Source organism: Kaistia sp. MMO-174, from assembly GCF_037147815.1.
In the GTDB taxonomy this organism is placed as follows: domain Bacteria; phylum Pseudomonadota; class Alphaproteobacteria; order Rhizobiales; family Kaistiaceae; genus Kaistia; species Kaistia nematophila.
The window spans coordinates 181,958-198,479 of sequence record NZ_JBBCUO010000004.1 but is presented as its reverse complement, the minus strand read 5'-3'; the positions used below and the strand labels follow the sequence as shown (position 1 = coordinate 198,479).

The following is a 16,522-nucleotide window of genomic DNA, read 5'->3' as shown; positions in this document are numbered from 1 at the left end:
GGGGCTTCCGCGTGCCGCGCGCCGGGGGGAGGGGCAGGCTACGCCACGCCTTGGCTTGATCGTTCAGGCGACGCGCTGCCTGGCGGCTCCGCGCGCCCATTCGGGCAGCCATTCGCCGTGGGCTGCGAGCAGATCGTCGACGAGATGCCAGATCTGGTCGAGATCGAGCTCGGCGGCGGTGTGCGGGTCCATCATCGCGGCGTGATAGATGTGGTCGCGGTTCTCCGTCAGGAGCGCCTTCACAGTCAGTTCCTGCACGTTGATGTTGGTGCGCATCAGCGCGGTCAGCTGCGGCGGCAGTTCGCCGATATAGGTCGGCTGCACGCCCGAGGCGTCGACCAGGCAGGGCACTTCCGCCGCGCAATCGGCCGGCAGCGAGGTGATGCAGCCATTGTTGCGGACGTTGCCGTAGATGACCGAGGGTTCGCCGGTCCAGACCGAATTGATGATCTCGGAGGCGTATTCCTTGCTCTGCGAAACCTCGATCCGGTCGGCCGTGCGGTATTCCTCCGCCTGATTCTTCCAGCGGGCGATCTGCTCGATGCAGCGCTTCGGATATTCGTCGAGCGGAATGCCGAACTTCTCGATCAGGTCCTCGCGGCCTTCCTTGATGAAATAGGGCGTGTATTCGGCGAAATGCTCGGAGCTCTCGGTGACGAAATAGCCGAGGCGGGTCAGCATCTCGTAGCGCACCTTGTTGGGGCAGCGCGGGTTCCAGCCGGGCTTCGGCGCGCGGCCTTCGCGGTAGCCGCGGACGAGGTCCGGGTAGAGGTCGCGATAGGAGCCATCTTTCTGCCGATGCTCGAACTTCAGGTAGAACGCCATGTGGTTGATGCCGGCGGCGCGGTAGCGGATTTCCTCGTAGGGAATGTCGAGGTCATGCGCCAGCTCCATCGCCGTGCCCTGCACCGAATGGCAGAGGCCGACCTGGCGGATGGTCGGATACTTGGCCGTGATCGCCCAGGTGTTGATCGCCATCGGGTTGACGTATTGCAGCATGATCGCGTTCGGGCAGACGGCGAGCATGTCCTCGCAGATCTTCCAGAGATGCGGAACGGTCCGAAGCCCGCGCATGATGCCGCCGACGCCGAGCGTGTCGGCGATGGTCTGGCGCAGGCCGAAGCGCTTCGGCACTTCGAAATCGGTGATCGTGCAGGGATCGTAGCCGCCGATCTGGAAGGCGACGACGACGAAATCGGCGCCCTGGAGCGCCTTCCTCTGGTCGGTATAGGTCTCGACCTTCGCCTTGGCATCGAGGGTGGAGGCGATCTTGCGGACGACGACGGCGCTTTCTTCGAGGCGCTGCGGGTTGATGTCCATCAGCGCGATGGTGGCGCCGGACAGCGCCGGGCGCTGCAGCACGTCGCCGACGATGTTCTTCATGAACACGGTCGAACCGGCGCCGATGAAGGTGATCCTGGGATTGGCAGTCATGGAAGAAGCTCCGGGGTAGGCAGAATAGTTAGGCGGCTATTTCGAACGCCGCGCGGACGAGGCGGGCGGTGTATTCGCTTTGCGGCCGGGTCAGCACCTCGCTGACCGGGCCCTGTTCGACGATCTTGCCGTGCTGCATGACGATGACGCGATGGCAGAGCGCGCGCACGACCTTCAGATCATGCGAGATGAACAGGTAGGAGAGGCCACGCTCGTCCTGCAGCTTGCGCAGGAGATCGATGATCTGCGCCTGCACCGAAAGGTCGAGCGCCGAGGTCGGTTCGTCGAGCAGGATGAATTCCGGCTCCAGCGCGATGGCGCGGGCGATGGCGATGCGCTGGCGCTGGCCGCCGGAGAATTCATGCGGGAAGCGGCCGAGGATGGTGTCGGGCATGCCGGAATCGCGCAGCGCCTGGCGGACGCGCTCGACCCGGTCGCGGCGGTCGGCGCCGATGCCGTTGACGATGAGGCCTTCCTCGATGATCTGGCCGATCGACATGCGCGGATTGAGCGACGAGAACGGGTCCTGGAAGACGATCTGCATGCGCGAGCGCAGCGGCCGCATCGCCTTGCGGTCCTTCGTATGGATCGGTTCGCCGTCGAACAGGATCTCGCCGGTCGAATGCTGGATCAGCCGGATCAGCGCCTGGCCGAAGGTGGTCTTGCCGGAGCCGCTCTCGCCGACGATGCCGAGCGTCTCGTGCCGGCGCAGTTCGAGGCTGAGGTTGTCGCAGGCGAGCAGCTGGAAGAAGTCCGGCTTGAACAGGCCGCCGCGCTTCAGCGTATAGGCGACGCGGACATTGCGGCCCTCGAGCACGACCGGCGTGCCCTCGGGAAGCGGATTGGCGGATCCCTTCGGCTCGGAGGCGAGCAGGTGGCGCGTATAGAAGTGGCGCGGGTTCTGGAACAGCGCCTCGGTGACGTTGTGCTCCTTCACCTCGCCATGCTGCATCACATAGACATAGTCGGAGAACTGCCGGACGATGGTCAGGTCGTGCGTGATCAGGATCACCGCCATGCCGTAGCGCTTCTGCAATTCGCGGATCAGGTTGAGGATCTGCGCCTGCACGGTGACGTCGAGCGCGGTGGTCGGCTCGTCGGCGATCAGGATGTCCGGCCGGTTGGCGAGCGCCATGGCGATCATGACGCGCTGGCGCTGGCCGCCGGAAAGCTGATGCGGATACTGCTTGATGCGCGCTTCCGGGTCGGGGATCTGTACCTCTTTCAACAGTTCAAGCACCCGTGCGCGCGCCTGGGCGCGGGTCAGCTTGCGGTTGTGGATGTGCAGCACTTCGGCGATCTGCTGGCCGATCGTGTAGACCGGGTTCAGCGAACTCATCGGTTCCTGGAAGATCATGGCGAAGCGGTTGCCGCGTAGCCGGCGTTTCTGCACGTCGTTGAAGGCGAGCACGTTCTGGCCCTCGAAGTCGATGCTGGCCTCCTTGGCGACCGTTGCCCGCTTCGACAAGAGGCCCATGATGGTGCGGGCCGTCACCGACTTGCCGGAGCCGCTCTCGCCGACGATGGCGATCGTCTCGCCCTTGTGCAGCTGGAACGAGACGTCGCGCACGGCATCGACGGTGCCACCCTCGACCTTGAAGGTGACGGCGACGTTGCGGGCGTCGAGGATCAGCTCGCGGCCATGCGCGTTCAGGTCGTAGCGTTCGGCCGGGGCGAATTCGTTTGGGGTCGGAGCCATGTGCTTCGCCTCCTAATACGGGTCGATCGCGTCGCGCAGGCCATCGCCAAGCGCGTTGAACGCGAAGACGGTGATCAGCACGAAGACGACGGGGGAGAGGATCCACGGATAGGAGCCGATCACCGAGAAGGCGCCGGTATCCTGCAGCATCAGGCCCCAGGAGATCAGCGGCGGCTTCACGGCGAAGCCGAGGAAACCCAGGAAGGATTCGAGCAGCACGATGGTCGGGATCGCCAGCGTCACGCCGACGATCACGTGGCTCATGACATTGGGCAGGATGTGGCGGAAGATGATCCGCCCGTCGCCGGCGCCGATCGCCATGGCGGCGCGGACATATTCGACGCGCGCCAGCGCCAGCGTCTTGCCGCGCACCTCGCGCGACAGCTGCGCCCAGCCGAGCGCCGCCATCACGCCGATGACGAAGGCGATGAAGACGTTGGAGGGCGCCGTGATCGGAATCAATGAGGTCAGCGCCAGGTAGAGCGGCAATTGCGGGAAGGCGAGCACCAGCTCGACGAAGCGCTGCACCCAGGCATCGATCCGTCCGCCCATATAGCCCGAGGTGATGCCGATCGTGGTGCCGACGGTGGTGGTGATGAAGACGACGATCAGCGCGATAGTAAGCGAGATGCGCGACCCGACGATGCCGCGGGAAAGAATGTCACGGCCGAACTTGTCGGTGCCGAGCAGGTGGATCGGCGCCCCGTCGCGCGAGCCGAACAGGTGGATGTTGGACGGGATCAGCCAGAGGATCTTGTAGTCGAAGCCGCGCACGAACAGGCTCAGCACATGCGGGTTCTTGAGATCCGGGCCGTTCATCGGCTGGAAGGTCACCGGGTCGAGTTCGTCCGTCTCGACGATCGGATAGATGCGCGGCACGAAGGTGAAGGAGCCGTCCGGCTCGAAGAAGGAGATGTGGTCGGGCGGGGCGAAGCCGATGCCGTTGGCGCGCGGGTCCACCGGCGCCACGAAATCGGCGAACAGCGCCATCAGCAGCAGGCCGATCACCATGACGAGGCCGATCATGCCCATCACCGAGCGGCGGAAGCGGCGCCAGACGAGGGCGAAGTAGCCCTCGTTGCCATGGGCGAAGCGAGCGTTGGTGGTGCTCGGGCTCGCGGGCGGCAACGTGGTCGTCGTATCGGTCGTGTCGGTCATGCGTTGCCTCCGCCCAGCCGAACGCGCGGATCGAGCAGCGCCAGCAGCATGTCGGCGATGATGTTGCCGATGATCAGGGTTGTCGCGAGCACCAGCATGAAGGTCGCGGTGACATAGACGTCGCCGACCGCCATCGAGCCGACGATGGCCGGGCCGACCGTGGCGAGCGCGAAGACGATCGCCACCTCGATCTCGCCGGTCAGCATGTAGGGCAGCACGACGCCCTGATACATGACGAGCGGATGCAGCGCGTTGGGCACGGCATGGCGCAGGACGACCTGCGATTCCCGCAGGCCCTTTGCCCGCGCCGTCTCGACATATTGGGCGTTCAGCGTGTCGAGCAGATTGCCGCGCATGACGCGCATGTTGTAGGCGAGGCCGCCGAAGGTCGCGATCGCGACAACGGGCCAGATATGCTTCACCAGATCGACGAACTTGGCCCAGGACCAGGGCGCGCCGCCATATTGCGGCGAGAAGAAGCTGCCGATCTCCTGCACGTTCAGTTTGAAGGCGAGGATGTAGACGATGATGATCGCCATCAGGAAGCGCGGCACCGTCATGCCGAGGAACGACACGAAGGAGAGCGTCGAGTCGATCCAGCTGTACTGGCGGGTCGCGGCGATGATGCCGAAGGCGATGCCGAACATCGACGCCAGGATGTGGCAGGTGAGCGCCAGCAGCAGGGTGCGCGGCAGCCTTTCGGCCACAACCGTCGAGACGGGCTTATTGTAGAAGAAGCTGTCGCCGAAATCGAAGCGGGTCAGGATGCCCCAGATCCAGCGGAAATACTGCACGATGATCGGGTCGTTCAGGCCATGCGCCTGGCGGTAGGCCTCGGCCTGCGCCTCGGCGACGACGGCGGAAGCGCCGCCCTGGTTCATCAACTGCGCACGGATGAAGTCGGCATAGTCGCCGGGCGGAGCCTGGATGATGGCGAAGGTCACGACGCTGAGCACGATCAGCACCGGGATCGCCGCGAGGATCCGCATGATCAGGAAGCGAAACATGGGGGGCAACAGCTCCCTGCTTGGGCCGGAGGGTAACAAGGGGGCGGCATGCCGCCCCCTTGTCCGGATCTATGGAACGGGCTCGGTCGTCAGCCCGCTGCCGGTCAGCCTTTGGCCGGTCCTTCCTTGCCGCCGGGAGCGCCGGGCAGCGTCTCCGGGAACAGTTCGTATTTGCCCTGCTTGTCGGCCGGCACGAACACGCGCTCGCGGATGATGCTGTCCTCAGCCCAGTTGAACAGGTTGATCGGCACGCCCTTCGGGATGTTGGCGAAGCGCTTGTTGATGATCAGAGCGCCCGGATACTGGGTCAGGCCGATGCCGTAGACATTGTCGGTGTAGAGCTTCTGGAACTGCTTCATCAGCTCCTTCTTCTCGGTCGCGTCCGGCGTCGTGATGAACTTGTTCACGACGTCGACGATCTCGGTCTCGAACGGCAGCAGGTCGAGCTGGCCATCCTTGCCGGCGCGGTGGAACCAGCTGGTCTTCGGGCCGACCGGCGCGAGGTTCACCGTCTTCTGCACGACGGAGGTCAGCTCTTCCTGGTTGCGCAGGACCATCCAGTCGAACTGGCCGCCCTGTGCCAGTGCATCGCGCTGCTTGCCCTCGACCTGATTCAACAGGACGCGGATGCCGAGCGGCTCCATCATCGCGACGATGCCGTCGGCGAGGCTCTTGTCGGTCTGGTAGTCGGCGTTGACGAGGAGGGTGACCTCGACGTTCTTGCCGCCCGCCGTTCCCGCCGGGAAGTTGACGATGCCGTCGCCATCCGTGTCCTTCAGCCCGGCCAGCGCCAGTTCAGCCTTGGCGCCTTCGAGGTCGAAGGGATAGTAGGCGGTCGAATCCTTGTCGTAGTAGGTCGTGCCGGAATAGATGCCGCCCGGGTAGATCGTCGTGAACGGACCCTTGACGAGCGACTCGCCGAGGCGCTTGCGGTCGACGGCCGATGTGATCGCCTTGCGGAAGTGTTCGTTGCGGTTCAGTTCGCGCACGGCCTGGCCGCGCTCGTCCGGCTCGCCCCAGCCATTGGCCGAGAGGTTCGGGTAGAGCGAGTAGCCGATGATGCGCGGGCCGAATTCGAGCCGGGCCGGGGCGTCGGCGCTCGCCGAGCGCTTCAGCGCCTCGACGAAGCCTTCCGGCTGCTCGAGATTGGCGAAGTCGCCCGAACCGGCCACCGCCTGCACGTCGCGGTCCGCCCAGGTCGAGAGCTTGTAGTGCAGCTCGTTCAGGTAAGGCAGCTGGTTGCCCGCCTCGTCGACCTTCCAGTAGTAGGGGTTGCGCCGCATGACGATGATGTCGTCGGGGCGATATTCGACCGGCACCCAGGCGCCCATCACCGGCATGTTCAGATATTCCGGCGGGAAGGCGTTCTTGTACTGCTCGTAGGTGTTCTTCGAGTATTTCGGATGCTGCGGCTTCAGGATATGCGCCGGGCCGGGGCAGAAGGTGCCATAGGCCATCTGGTAGAGATACTGCTTCGGGAACGCTTCCTTGAAGGTCCAGATCAGCGTGTAGTCGCCATCCGCCTTCAGCGTCGTGCCTTCGCCGAACGAGGCCGGCGTGGCGCCGTTCAATGGCGTGACGTTCGGATCGTTGACGTTGTCGTTCCAGTAGAACATCGCGTCGGCGGTGGTGAAGGGCACGCCGTCCGACCACTTGGCGCCTTCGACCAGGTGCATGGTCAGCGTGTGGCCGTCTTCCGACCATTCCCAGCTCTTGGCGAGGTTCGGCAGCGGCTGCAGTTCGTCGACCTTGATCTGGAACAGCGGACCCGTGCGGGTCAGGCACTCGGACAGGCCGATGTCGATGCCGCCCCAGCCCTGCGACTGGCCGGCGGTGTAGTTCCAGCCTTCCGGCCGGCCGCCGATGACGTGGCGCATCGTGTCGCCATAGACGCCGATGCCGTCGACGGTGTTGCTCTTCTTGTAGACCATCGGCTCCTTCGGCAGGCGGTCCTTGACGGCGGGCAGCTTGCCGGTGGCGACGAAGTTCTTCGTGACCCAGTCGGGCTCGTGATATTCGGGCAGCGCCTTGAATTCGAGGATGTCGTTCACGCCGACATAGTCGATCTTGCCCTGGGCATCGAATTTCGGCGGATCGGGCGGCGTGATCGGAGCCTTCACCTGGGCCGTCGCGGCCAGGACCGAAACGCTCAGGAGCAGGCCGGCCCCACCAAGAGCCAATGCGTATCTGTTCATAGTTCCTCCCCTTTGAACGGCATCGACGCGACGCGCCGCCGCCTAGTCCCTTTTGCATTCCACAGCGGCAGCCGCCGAAGCGCCGTCCCAAGGGCGCGTCAGCGGCCACCGATCCGGCGCGGTGGCTCCTCCCGCCGCGCCGGATCCAGCTGTCGGGCCGGCGGCTACTCCGCCGCCTCGGCCCTTTCCTTGGCCCGCTCGGCGCGGACGGTCTCGATGCCGCGGACTTCGCGCCGGGCGGCGCCCTGCCAGTCGCGGGTGGCGACCGTCTTGTTGGCGAGCCGCGCCTTGGCGTCGTCGATGGCGTGGGCGTATTGCGGCAGCCAGCGCGCCTGGGCGACCAGCAACTCGTCGACCATCTGCCAGACCTCGTCCGGCTGGCAGATCGCGCCGACCAGCGGGTCGTGCAGCACGGCGAGCTTCAGGAGCTCGACGTCGCCGGTGACGGCGGCATGCACCGCCATGCGCTGGACGTTGATCGACGACAGGCAGGTGGCGGCGCAGGCCTCCGGCAAGCGGATGCCGGCCGTCATGTTGAGGCCGAAACGGTCGACGAAGCCGGTCGACTCGATGATCGCGTCCTCCGGCAGGTTGGCGATGATGCCGCGGTTCTTGACGTTGAAGTGGCCGCGATAGACGCGCCCGGTCTCCAGCGCCTCGAGGATGTGGCTGGCATGCTCGTTCGAGCGCTTCTTCGGATCGAGCGGCTTGCCGGCGTCTTCCAGGAACTTCGGGAAGTCGGTCTCGAACCAGTTGCGCGTCTCGGTCGAATGGCGGAGATAGCCGCCGGTCTCGCCATGGATCCAGTTCGACATGTCGATCCAGCGATGGATCTCGTCCGGCCGCTTGCGGTACCAGGGCAGGTATTCCGACAGGTGGCCGTTGCTCTCGGTCGAGTAGAAGCCGAAGCGCTTCAGGACGTCGATGCGGACCTTTTCCTGCTGCGAATAGACGGGATGCGCCTCGAAGGCGGCGATCAGTTCGTCCTTGCCGATCTTGCGGCCGCGGAAGCGGATGTCGACGTACCAGGTCTGGTGGTTGATGCCCGAGCAGATGAATTCCAACTCGCTCTCGTCGGTGGCGCCGAGCACCTCGGCGATCTGCTCGCCGCCATGCTGCACGCCGTGGCAGAGGCCGATCGTGTCGACCTTGCCGTATTCGATCGCCGCCCAGGTGTTCATCGCCATCGGGTTGGCGTAGTTCAGGAATCGCGCGCCCGGCTCGGCGACTTCACGGATGTCCTTGCAGAAATCGAGGATGACCGGGATGTTGCGCTGGCCATAGAGGATGCCGCCGGCGCAGATCGTGTCGCCGACGCACTGGTCGACGCCGTATTTCAGCGGGATGCGGATGTCGTCGGCATAGGCTTCGAGGCCGCCGACGCGCACGCAGCTGATCACGTAGCGGGCGCCGGCCAGCGCCTCGCGGCGGTTGGTGGTCGCCGTGATCCGGGTCGGCAGCTTGTTCTCCGCGACCATGCGGTCGAGGATCTGGCGGACCATGGAGAGATTGTGCTCGCTGATGTCGGTCAGCGCGAATTCGACCTCGCGCAGTTCCGGCACGCAGAGGATGTCGGAGACCAGCTTCTTGGTGAAGCCGACGCTGCCGGCGCCGATAATGGCGATCTTGAAACTAGACATGGCGTTTCTGGGGTTCCTCGGGGGCGGCGCGTCGCGCCAGCGGCGCTATGCCAGGCCGCGCGGCGCGATGGGGCATTCAGAAAAGGTTCGAAATTGCCTCGAATTCGGCAGGGCGCTGGCAGCCTTGGGTGGTATTGGCTCATCCGGCTGCTCTTTTTCTTCGCCCGGTCGCTCTGCGTGAGGCTAGTATGCGCAAGGTTCAGGCACGGACCAGAGAGAATTTGTGCTTTCGCGGGTGATTTTATGCTCGACAAACTGGCGCTTCGCGCCCCGGTCATGAAGACGGTTTCGCTGCCGCGCGGCCGCCACAGGCTGCACACCATGCCGACCAGCACGGGCTACGAGACGCGCAGCGACGCGAGCTATAGCTGGGACGGCCGCAAGCGCGGCCAGACCCCTTTCACCGTGCTTCAGCACACCGTTTCGGGCTTCGGCAACCTGCGCTATGAGCGGCGCAATTATCGCGTCGGCGCGGGCGAGACGATGCTGGTGATCGTGCCGCACAACCACTGCTATTCCGTCGAGCCGGGCACGCCCTGGGAGTTCTTCTGGATCTCGATGAACGGGCAGGAAGCGCTCCGCATCCATCGCTCGATCCTGGAGGCGACGGGGCCGATCCTGCGGCTCCGGCCCGACACCATCGACCACCTCGCCGATTGCAGCCTGCGGCTGGTCGAGGGCGGCGGCGAGACCCCCGGCGCGGCTTCGGCGATCGCCTACGAGGCGGCGACGGCGCTCTATGACGACGTGTTCGGCTCGCATGGCGCCTCGCTCGCCGACAATGGCGTCATCCAGCGCGTGATCGAGCACATCCTCGCGAATCTCGACAAGCCGCTGTCGGTGCCGGAGCTGGCCGAATTCTCCGGCTTCAGCCGGGCGCATTTCTCGCGCATGTTCGCGGCGAGCGAGGGCATGCCGCCGGCCGAGTTCGTGCTGCAGGAGCGGATGCGCCGCGCCGCCCGCCTGCTCGCCGGCCAGCAGGTCTTGTCGGTGAAGGAGGTCGCGGTGCTGTCCGGCTTCGACGATTCCAACTATTTCGCCAAGGTGTTCCGCCGCTTCTTCGGCACCAGTCCGACCGAGTTCCGCACCACCGGCATGTATGCGAGCGCCTGCTGAGGCCGGCCGCCCACCTGATTCGTTGTGAGTCAAGAATAACTACATGTTGACGGAGAAAGCCGAGAAGCGCACTACATCTGCGTGTCGAGGCTCTTTCGAGTCGCAAGATCCGGGAGTTTGAGGGAATGCCGGGACGCCCTGAAAAGGGTGAAGCCGGAGCTGCCCCCGCAACTGTGAACGGCGAGTATCTGTCCGGAGAGACCACTGGAACCGTGAGGTTCCGGGAAGGTGGGCAGAACGACGACCCGTGAGCCAGGAGACCTGCCTCGACAGATTGAAAACGTCCTCGGGCGGGGTGTCCCGGTGGAGCGCTGGAACCGTGCGGCCTTTTTCGGGCCGCGCGTTCCATTCGCTTCGGCTTGCCCCCGCTCCAACATCTGGGCTGAAGCCGATGTCACTCACGATCGATTCCGACCGCAGCGTACCCCTCGCGTCCAACCCGTCGCATTCGCCGGTTCCGGTTCCGTCCAAGGCGTCTGCCGCCGCCACGCCGGCCTTTCATGTCATTCGCCGCAACGGCTCGGTGTCGCCCTTCGACGCCGCCAAGATCGCCGTCGCGCTCACCAAGGCGTTTCTCGCCGTCGAGGGCAACAGCGCCGCCGCCTCGCGCCGCGTGCACGAGATCGTCGACGATTTGACCGGCCAGATCGTCAGCGCGCTGACGCGCCGCGTCGGCTCCGATCGCGCGCTGCATATCGAGGACGTGCAGGACCAGGTCGAGCTGGCGCTGATGCGCGGCGAGCACCACAAGGTCGCCCGCGCCTATGTGCTCTATCGCGAGGAGCGCGCCCGAGCCCGCCGCACGGCCGAGGCGGCCGTTCCCGTCGGCGCGCCGCTGTTCCAGGTGCGCGGCGCCGACGGCATCCTCCGCCCGCTCGACGAGCGCCGCCTGCAGCTCGTGGTCGACGAGGCCTGCGCCGGCCTCGCCGATGTCGACGCCGCCGCGATCCTCGCCGAGACGCGCCGCAACCTCTATGACGGCATCTCGCCGGCCGAGCTGGCGCTGGCGCCGGTGATGGCGGCGCGCACGCTGGTCGAGAGCGAGCCCAACTACGCCTTTGTCAGCGCCCGCCTGCTGCTCGACATGCTGCGCGCCGAGGCCGTCTCCTTCGTCGAGGGCGTCGTGGCGCAGCCGACCCAGGCCGAGATGGCGACCCGCTATGCCGACTATTTCCCCGCCTTCATCCGCGTCGGCATCGAGCACGAGCTGGTCGATCCCGAGCTCGGCCGCTACGACCTCGCCCGCCTTGCCGCGGCGCTGAAGCCCGAACGCGACCTCAACTTCCAGTTCCTGGGCCTGCAGACCCTCTACGATCGCTATTTCCTGCAGACCGGCGGCACCCGCATCGAGCTGCCGCAGGCCTTCTTCATGCGCGTCGCCATGGGCCTGGCGCTGCGCGAGATCGACCGCGAGACGCGCGCGATCGAGTTCTACGACCTCTTGTCGTCCTTCGATTTCATGGCCTCGACGCCGACCCTGTTCAATTCCGGCACGCTCCGGCCGCAGCTTTCCTCCTGCTTCCTGACCACGGTGCCGGACGATCTCGACGGCATCTTCAAGTCGGTGAAGGACAATGCGCTGCTGGCAAAGTATTCCGGCGGCCTCGGCAATGACTGGACGCGCGTGCGCGGCCTCGGCGCTCACATCAAGGGCACGAATGGCGAGAGCCAGGGCGTGGTGCCGTTCCTGAAGGTGGCGAACGACACCGCGATCGCCGTCAACCAGGGCGGCAAGCGCAAGGGCGCTGTCTGCGCCTATCTCGAGACCTGGCATGTCGACATCGAGGAATTCCTCGATCTCCGCAAGAACACCGGCGACGATCGCCGCCGCACGCATGACATGAACACCGCCAACTGGGTGCCGGACCTGTTCATGCAGCGCGTGGCCGAGGATGGCGTCTGGACGCTGTTCTCGCCCGACGAGACGCCGGACCTGCACGACCTCTACGGCCCCGCCTTCAAGACCGCCTATGAGGGCTACGAGGCGAAGGCGAAGCGCGGCGAGATGCGCGTCCACAAGGAGGTCAAGGCGACCGATCTCTGGCGCCGCATGCTGACCATGCTGTTCGAGACCGGGCATCCCTGGATCACCTTCAAGGATCCCTGCAACATCCGCTCGCCGCAGCGCCATGCCGGCGTGGTGCACTCGTCCAATCTCTGCACCGAGATCACGCTCAACACCTCGAACGACGAGGTCGCGGTCTGCAATCTCGGCTCGATCAACCTCGCCCACCACATCGTCGGCGACGGCCTCGATCTCGACCGGCTGGCGCGCACCGTCCAGACGGCGATGCGGATGCTCGACAACGTCATCGACATCAATTTCTACACGATCCCGGAGGCGCGCCGCTCCAACCTGCGCCATCGTCCGGTCGGCCTTGGCCTGATGGGCTTCCAGGACGCCCTGCAGGCGCTGCGCATTCCCTACGCTTCCGAGGCGGCCGTCCGCTTCGCCGACGAGAGCATGGAGGCGATCTCGTTCCATGCGATCTCGGCCTCGACCGACCTTGCCGCCGAGCGCGGCCGCTATCCGAGTTTTGAAGGCTCGCTGTGGTCGCAGGGCGTTCTTCCGATCGATTCGGTCGAGCTGCTGGCGGAAGCCCGTGGCGGCCTCGATCTCGACCGCTCGACGGTGCTCGACTGGGAAGGCCTGCGCGAGCGGGTGAAGACCGTCGGCATGCGCAATTCCAACACCATGGCGATCGCGCCGACCGCGACGATCTCCAATATCTGCGGCGTGGCGCAGTCGATCGAGCCGGCCTACCAGAACCTTTTCGTCAAATCGAACATGTCGGGCGATTTCACCGTGGTGAACGCCGCCCTGGTGCATGATCTGAAGGCGCGCGGCCTCTGGGACGAGGTGATGGTCTCGGACCTCAAGTATTTCGACGGCAGCATCGGCCCGATCGACCGCATCCCTAGCGATCTGAAGGCGCTCTACGCCACCGCCTTCGAGATCGACTCGTCCTGGCTGATCGAGGCGGCGGCGCGCCGGCAGAAGTGGATCGACCAGGCGCAGTCGCTCAACCTCTACATCGCCAATCCCTCGGGCAAGAAGCTCGACGCGCTCTATCGGCTTGCCTGGCAGCGCGGCCTGAAGACGACCTATTACCTGCGCTCGCGCTCGGCGACGCATGTCGAGAAGTCGACGCTGAAGGGCACGGACGGCAAGCTGAACGCCGTCTCGGCGGTGATGGCCACGGCGCCGGCCGCCGCCGCGCCGATCCTCGTGCCGGCAGCCCTGAAGGCCGCGCCGGAGCCGATCGCCATCCCGATCGGCGAAGCCTGGGGCAAGGCCTGCTCGATCGACGATCCGGAATGCGAAGCCTGCCAGTAAGCAAGACCTGCCAGTAAGATCTGGGGAAGGGCGGCTTCGCTAATGGCAATCAAGGGCCGATAAGCAAGCAAGACCCTCACCCAACCCTCTCCCGCAAGCGGGCGAGGGTTTTTCAGACGGTGCCGATGGAGAAGCGAGGTCTCCCTTGCCCCCTCTCCCGCTTGCGGGAGAGGGCTGGGGTGAGGGGCTTTCCCGTCAATGCTGCGGCCTCCCTCGGGGAGAGGCGAAGAATTCTCCTGCCGCGCGCCTCCGTGCCGCGCAGCCAAAAAATCAAAGGAGTTGACCATGCTCGATTGGTCCGAACCCAAATCCGCTTCCGCGCCGGGCGCGCTTCTCGCGACCGCCGGGCAGGGTGACTCGTCCGCCGACGCCACCGGCCTCGGCGCCATCGACCGCGCCGGTGGCCGCGTTTCCGTCGACGACAAGGCGATGATCAATTGCCGCGCCGACGTGAACCAGCTGCTGCCGCTCAAATATCGCTGGGCCTGGGAAAAGTACCTCGCCGGCTGCAACAACCACTGGATGCCGACCGAGGTCTCGATGCAGGCCGACATCGCGCTCTGGAAGTCGAAGGACGGGCTGACCGAGGACGAGCGCCGCGCCATCAAGCGCAATCTCGGCTTCTTCGCGGCGTCGGAATCGCTCGTCGCCAACAACATCGTGCTGGCGATCTACCGCCACCTGACCAATCCCGAATGCCGGCAGTACCTGCTGCGCCAGGCGTTTGAGGAGGCCGTGCACACGCACACCTTCCAGTACATCGTCGAAAGCCTCGGCCTCGACGAGGGCGAGCTGTTCAACATGTACCGGGAAGTGCCGTCGATCACCGACAAGGCGGCATGGGCGCTGAAGCACACCCAGCATCTCGACGATCCCGACTTCAAGACCGGCACGCCCGAGACCGACCAGGCGTTTATGCGCGACCTCGTCGCCTTCTACGTCATCTTCGAGGGCATGTGGTTCTATACCGGCTTCGCGCAGATCCTGTCGCTCGGCCGGCGCAACAAGATGGTCGGCATCGCCGAGCAGTACCAGTACATCCTGCGCGACGAGTCGATTCACCTGAACTTCGGCATCGACGTCATCAACCAGATCAAGGCGGAGAACCCGCATCTGTGGACGGCGGCGTTCCAGGACGAGCTGCGTTCGATGATCCGCGAAGCGGCCGAGCTCGAGGCCGCCTATGGCCGGGACACGATGCCGCGCGGCTTCCTCGGCCTCAATGCGGCGCTGTGCGAGAGCTACATGCACTTCATCGCCAACCGCCGCTGCGCCCAGCTCGGTCTCGCGCCGGTGTTCCCGGAGACGGAAAATCCGTTCCCGTGGATGTCGGAGGCGATGGATCTCAAGAAGGAGAAGAACTTCTTCGAGACGCGCGTGATCGAATACCAGAACGGCGGCGCGCTCGCCTGGGATTGATCAGGAAGACCCTTGCCCACGAGAGATCGGGGCTGATGTCAGCTTGGCACACCCCTCTATCCTCCACGCTCCATTTCACCTCTCCCTCAGGGAGGGGTGAAATGGAGGGGCTTCGCCCCTTGATAAGAAGGAGCCACCTCAGCGCAGCTCCGCCGCCGCGTCATAAGTCCGCTGCGCCGTCAGCACGGCATCCATGTTGCGCTCGGCCCAGTGGGCCAGCGTCGCCACCGTTTCCGTGAGTGTGCGGCCGAGCGGCGTCAGCGCGTATTCGACCGTCACCGGCACGGTGGCGAAGACGGTGCGCGAGACCAGCCCGTCGCGCTCCAGCTTCTTCAGCGTCTGCGACAGCACCTTCTGCGAGATGCCCTTGATGTCGCGCCGGATGTGGTTGAACCGCACCGGTTCGCCATCGAGCCGGTCGAGGATCAGAAGCGCCCATTTGTCGGCGATCCGGTCCAGCACCAGCCGGGTCGGGCAGCGATCTTCGTAGACGTCATAGGCGCGCTGCAGCGTTGTCGTTTCCATCCGTCTTCTCCGGGTAGCCGGTATCCTCGAGGGAACCTTGTGAGCTGAAAGTGCTCTCTTCTTCGCTGTCTCAATCCGCAGTATGTAGCAAATCGAAACAAGGTTTCCAAATGAAACTGGGATGATCGTGATGACGAAGAAGATTCTGGTGCTCGGCGCGACCGGCAATGTCGGCCGGCCGCTGGTGAAGGCGCTGCTGGCGAAAGGCGAGGCGGTCAAGGCCGCGTCGCGATCCGGCCAGCCGGTGGAGGGCGCCGAGGGCGTCGTGTTCGACTATGCCGATCCGGCGAGCTTCGGCCCGGCCTTCGACGGCGTCGACCGCGCCTATGTCATGCTGCCGGCCGGCTATGTCGCGGCGAAGGAACTGCTGCTGCCGGTGGTCGAGGCGGCCGCGGCGCGCGGCGTCAAGATCGTGTTCCAGAGCGTCTTCGGCGTCGAGGCGGACGATTCCATCCCCTATCGCCAGGTCGAGATCGCGATCGAGAAATCCGGCGTGCCCTATGTGATCCTGCGGCCGAACTGGTTCGCCGACAATTTCCATACCTACTGGAAGGCCGGCGTCGATCATGGCGCGATCGCCGTGCCGGCGGCCGACGGCAAGTCGAGCTTCATCGATGTCCGCGACATCGCCGAGAGCGCCGCGGCCGCGCTGACCACCGATCGCTTCGACGGCCGCGCCTTCAACCTGACCGGCCCGGAGGCACTTGGCTATGCCGAGGCGGCGACGATCCTTTCCGGTGTTGTCGGCAAAGAGATCGCCTATACCCCGGTCGAGGACGACGCGTTCATTGCCATCCTGACCGGCGCCGGCGTGCCGGAGGACTATGCCCGCCTGCTGACTTCGATCTTCTACCCGGTGCGCCAGGGCTGGACGGCCGTGGTGACGAAGGATGTCGAGACCCTCACCGGCAAGTCGCCGCGCTCGGTCGAGACTTATGCGGCTGACAACGCTGCGGCGCTGACCGCCTGATCCAAGAAAGCCGAGCCGGCGT

11 protein-coding genes and 1 riboswitch are annotated in these 16,522 nt (G+C 65.3%); of the genes, 4 read left to right on the top strand and 7 right to left on the bottom strand.

The window, feature by feature from the left end:
- Positions 1–63: 63 nt before the first annotated feature.
- The 6 genes from WFK98_RS16020 to WFK98_RS15995 all read right to left on the bottom strand — a co-directional run bounded on the left by WFK98_RS16020 (position 64) and on the right by WFK98_RS15995 (position 9,133).
- Positions 64–1,434, bottom strand: a complete 1,371-nt coding sequence (locus tag WFK98_RS16020) for an alpha-glucosidase/alpha-galactosidase (protein ID WP_336800929.1) — start codon at positions 1,432–1,434, stop codon at positions 64–66.
- A gap of 28 nt (positions 1,435–1,462) precedes the next feature.
- Positions 1,463–3,133, bottom strand: coding sequence for an ABC transporter ATP-binding protein (locus WFK98_RS16015; protein ID WP_336800928.1), 1,671 nt, complete (start codon positions 3,131–3,133; stop codon positions 1,463–1,465).
- A gap of 12 nt (positions 3,134–3,145) precedes the next feature.
- Positions 3,146–4,291 (bottom strand): ABC transporter permease, encoded by a 1,146-nt coding sequence (locus WFK98_RS16010; RefSeq protein WP_336800927.1) that lies wholly within the window; start codon positions 4,289–4,291, stop codon positions 3,146–3,148.
- The gene (locus tag WFK98_RS16005; RefSeq protein WP_266338763.1) at positions 4,288–5,298 is read right to left on the bottom strand and encodes an ABC transporter permease; all 1,011 of its coding nucleotides are present in this window, start codon (positions 5,296–5,298) and stop codon (positions 4,288–4,290) included. The genes WFK98_RS16010 and WFK98_RS16005 overlap by 4 nt, the downstream gene beginning before the upstream one ends.
- Before the next feature lie 104 nt (positions 5,299–5,402).
- Positions 5,403–7,493: an ABC transporter substrate-binding protein gene (locus tag WFK98_RS16000; protein ID WP_336800926.1), complete on the bottom strand. Its 2,091-nt coding sequence runs from the start codon at positions 7,491–7,493 to the stop codon at positions 5,403–5,405.
- Between the two features lie 164 nt (positions 7,494–7,657).
- Entirely contained in the window at positions 7,658–9,133 is a 1,476-nt protein-coding gene (locus tag WFK98_RS15995; protein WP_266338761.1) for an alpha-glucosidase/alpha-galactosidase, read from the bottom strand.
- 243 nt (positions 9,134–9,376) lie between these two features.
- Between WFK98_RS15995 and WFK98_RS15990 the strand changes: the two genes are divergently transcribed.
- The 3 genes from WFK98_RS15990 to WFK98_RS15980 all read left to right on the top strand — a co-directional run bounded on the left by WFK98_RS15990 (position 9,377) and on the right by WFK98_RS15980 (position 15,005).
- The gene (locus WFK98_RS15990; protein WP_336800925.1) at positions 9,377–10,249 is read left to right on the top strand and encodes an AraC family transcriptional regulator; all 873 of its coding nucleotides are present in this window, start codon (positions 9,377–9,379) and stop codon (positions 10,247–10,249) included.
- A 70-nt stretch (positions 10,250–10,319) separates the two neighbouring features.
- A riboswitch (cobalamin riboswitch) is annotated at positions 10,320–10,532 on the top strand.
- Positions 10,533–10,640: 108 nt separating this feature from the next.
- Positions 10,641–13,586 carry a ribonucleoside-diphosphate reductase subunit alpha gene (locus WFK98_RS15985; protein ID WP_336800924.1) on the top strand — a complete coding sequence of 982 codons (2,946 nt, stop codon included), beginning with the start codon at positions 10,641–10,643 and terminating at the stop codon, positions 13,584–13,586.
- A 285-nt stretch (positions 13,587–13,871) separates the two neighbouring features.
- Complete coding sequence (locus tag WFK98_RS15980) at positions 13,872–15,005, top strand: ribonucleotide-diphosphate reductase subunit beta (RefSeq protein WP_336800923.1); 1,134 nt, start codon at positions 13,872–13,874, stop codon at positions 15,003–15,005.
- Between the two features lie 138 nt (positions 15,006–15,143).
- Here WFK98_RS15980 and WFK98_RS15975 read toward each other — a convergent pair whose 3' ends face one another.
- Positions 15,144–15,530 carry a winged helix-turn-helix transcriptional regulator gene (locus WFK98_RS15975; RefSeq protein ID WP_266338757.1) on the bottom strand — a complete coding sequence of 129 codons (387 nt, stop codon included), beginning with the start codon at positions 15,528–15,530 and terminating at the stop codon, positions 15,144–15,146.
- Between the two features lie 130 nt (positions 15,531–15,660).
- Between WFK98_RS15975 and WFK98_RS15970 the strand changes: the two genes are divergently transcribed.
- On the top strand, positions 15,661–16,500 hold the full coding sequence (locus WFK98_RS15970; RefSeq protein ID WP_336800922.1) for an SDR family oxidoreductase: 840 nt from the start codon (positions 15,661–15,663) through the stop codon (positions 16,498–16,500).
- Positions 16,501–16,522: the final 22 nt, after the last annotated feature.

Bases quoted from the DNA above. Each gene is read 5' to 3' on its own strand.
- WFK98_RS16020 (WP_336800929.1), bottom strand. From the start codon at position 1,434: ATGACTGCCAATCCCAGGATCACCTTCATCGGCGCCGGTTCGACCGTG.
- WFK98_RS16015 (WP_336800928.1), bottom strand. From the start codon at position 3,133: ATGGCTCCGACCCCAAACGAATTCGCCCCGGCCGAACGCTACGACCTG.
- WFK98_RS16010 (WP_336800927.1), bottom strand. From the start codon at position 4,291: ATGACCGACACGACCGATACGACGACCACGTTGCCGCCCGCGAGCCCG.
- WFK98_RS16005 (WP_266338763.1), bottom strand. From the start codon at position 5,298: ATGTTTCGCTTCCTGATCATGCGGATCCTCGCGGCGATCCCGGTGCTG.
- WFK98_RS16000 (WP_336800926.1), bottom strand. From the start codon at position 7,493: ATGAACAGATACGCATTGGCTCTTGGTGGGGCCGGCCTGCTCCTGAGC.
- WFK98_RS15995 (WP_266338761.1), bottom strand. From the start codon at position 9,133: ATGTCTAGTTTCAAGATCGCCATTATCGGCGCCGGCAGCGTCGGCTTC.
- WFK98_RS15990 (WP_336800925.1), top strand. From the start codon at position 9,377: ATGCTCGACAAACTGGCGCTTCGCGCCCCGGTCATGAAGACGGTTTCG.
- WFK98_RS15985 (WP_336800924.1), top strand. From the start codon at position 10,641: ATGTCACTCACGATCGATTCCGACCGCAGCGTACCCCTCGCGTCCAAC.
- WFK98_RS15980 (WP_336800923.1), top strand. From the start codon at position 13,872: ATGCTCGATTGGTCCGAACCCAAATCCGCTTCCGCGCCGGGCGCGCTT.
- WFK98_RS15975 (WP_266338757.1), bottom strand. From the start codon at position 15,530: ATGGAAACGACAACGCTGCAGCGCGCCTATGACGTCTACGAAGATCGC.
- WFK98_RS15970 (WP_336800922.1), top strand. From the start codon at position 15,661: ATGACGAAGAAGATTCTGGTGCTCGGCGCGACCGGCAATGTCGGCCGG.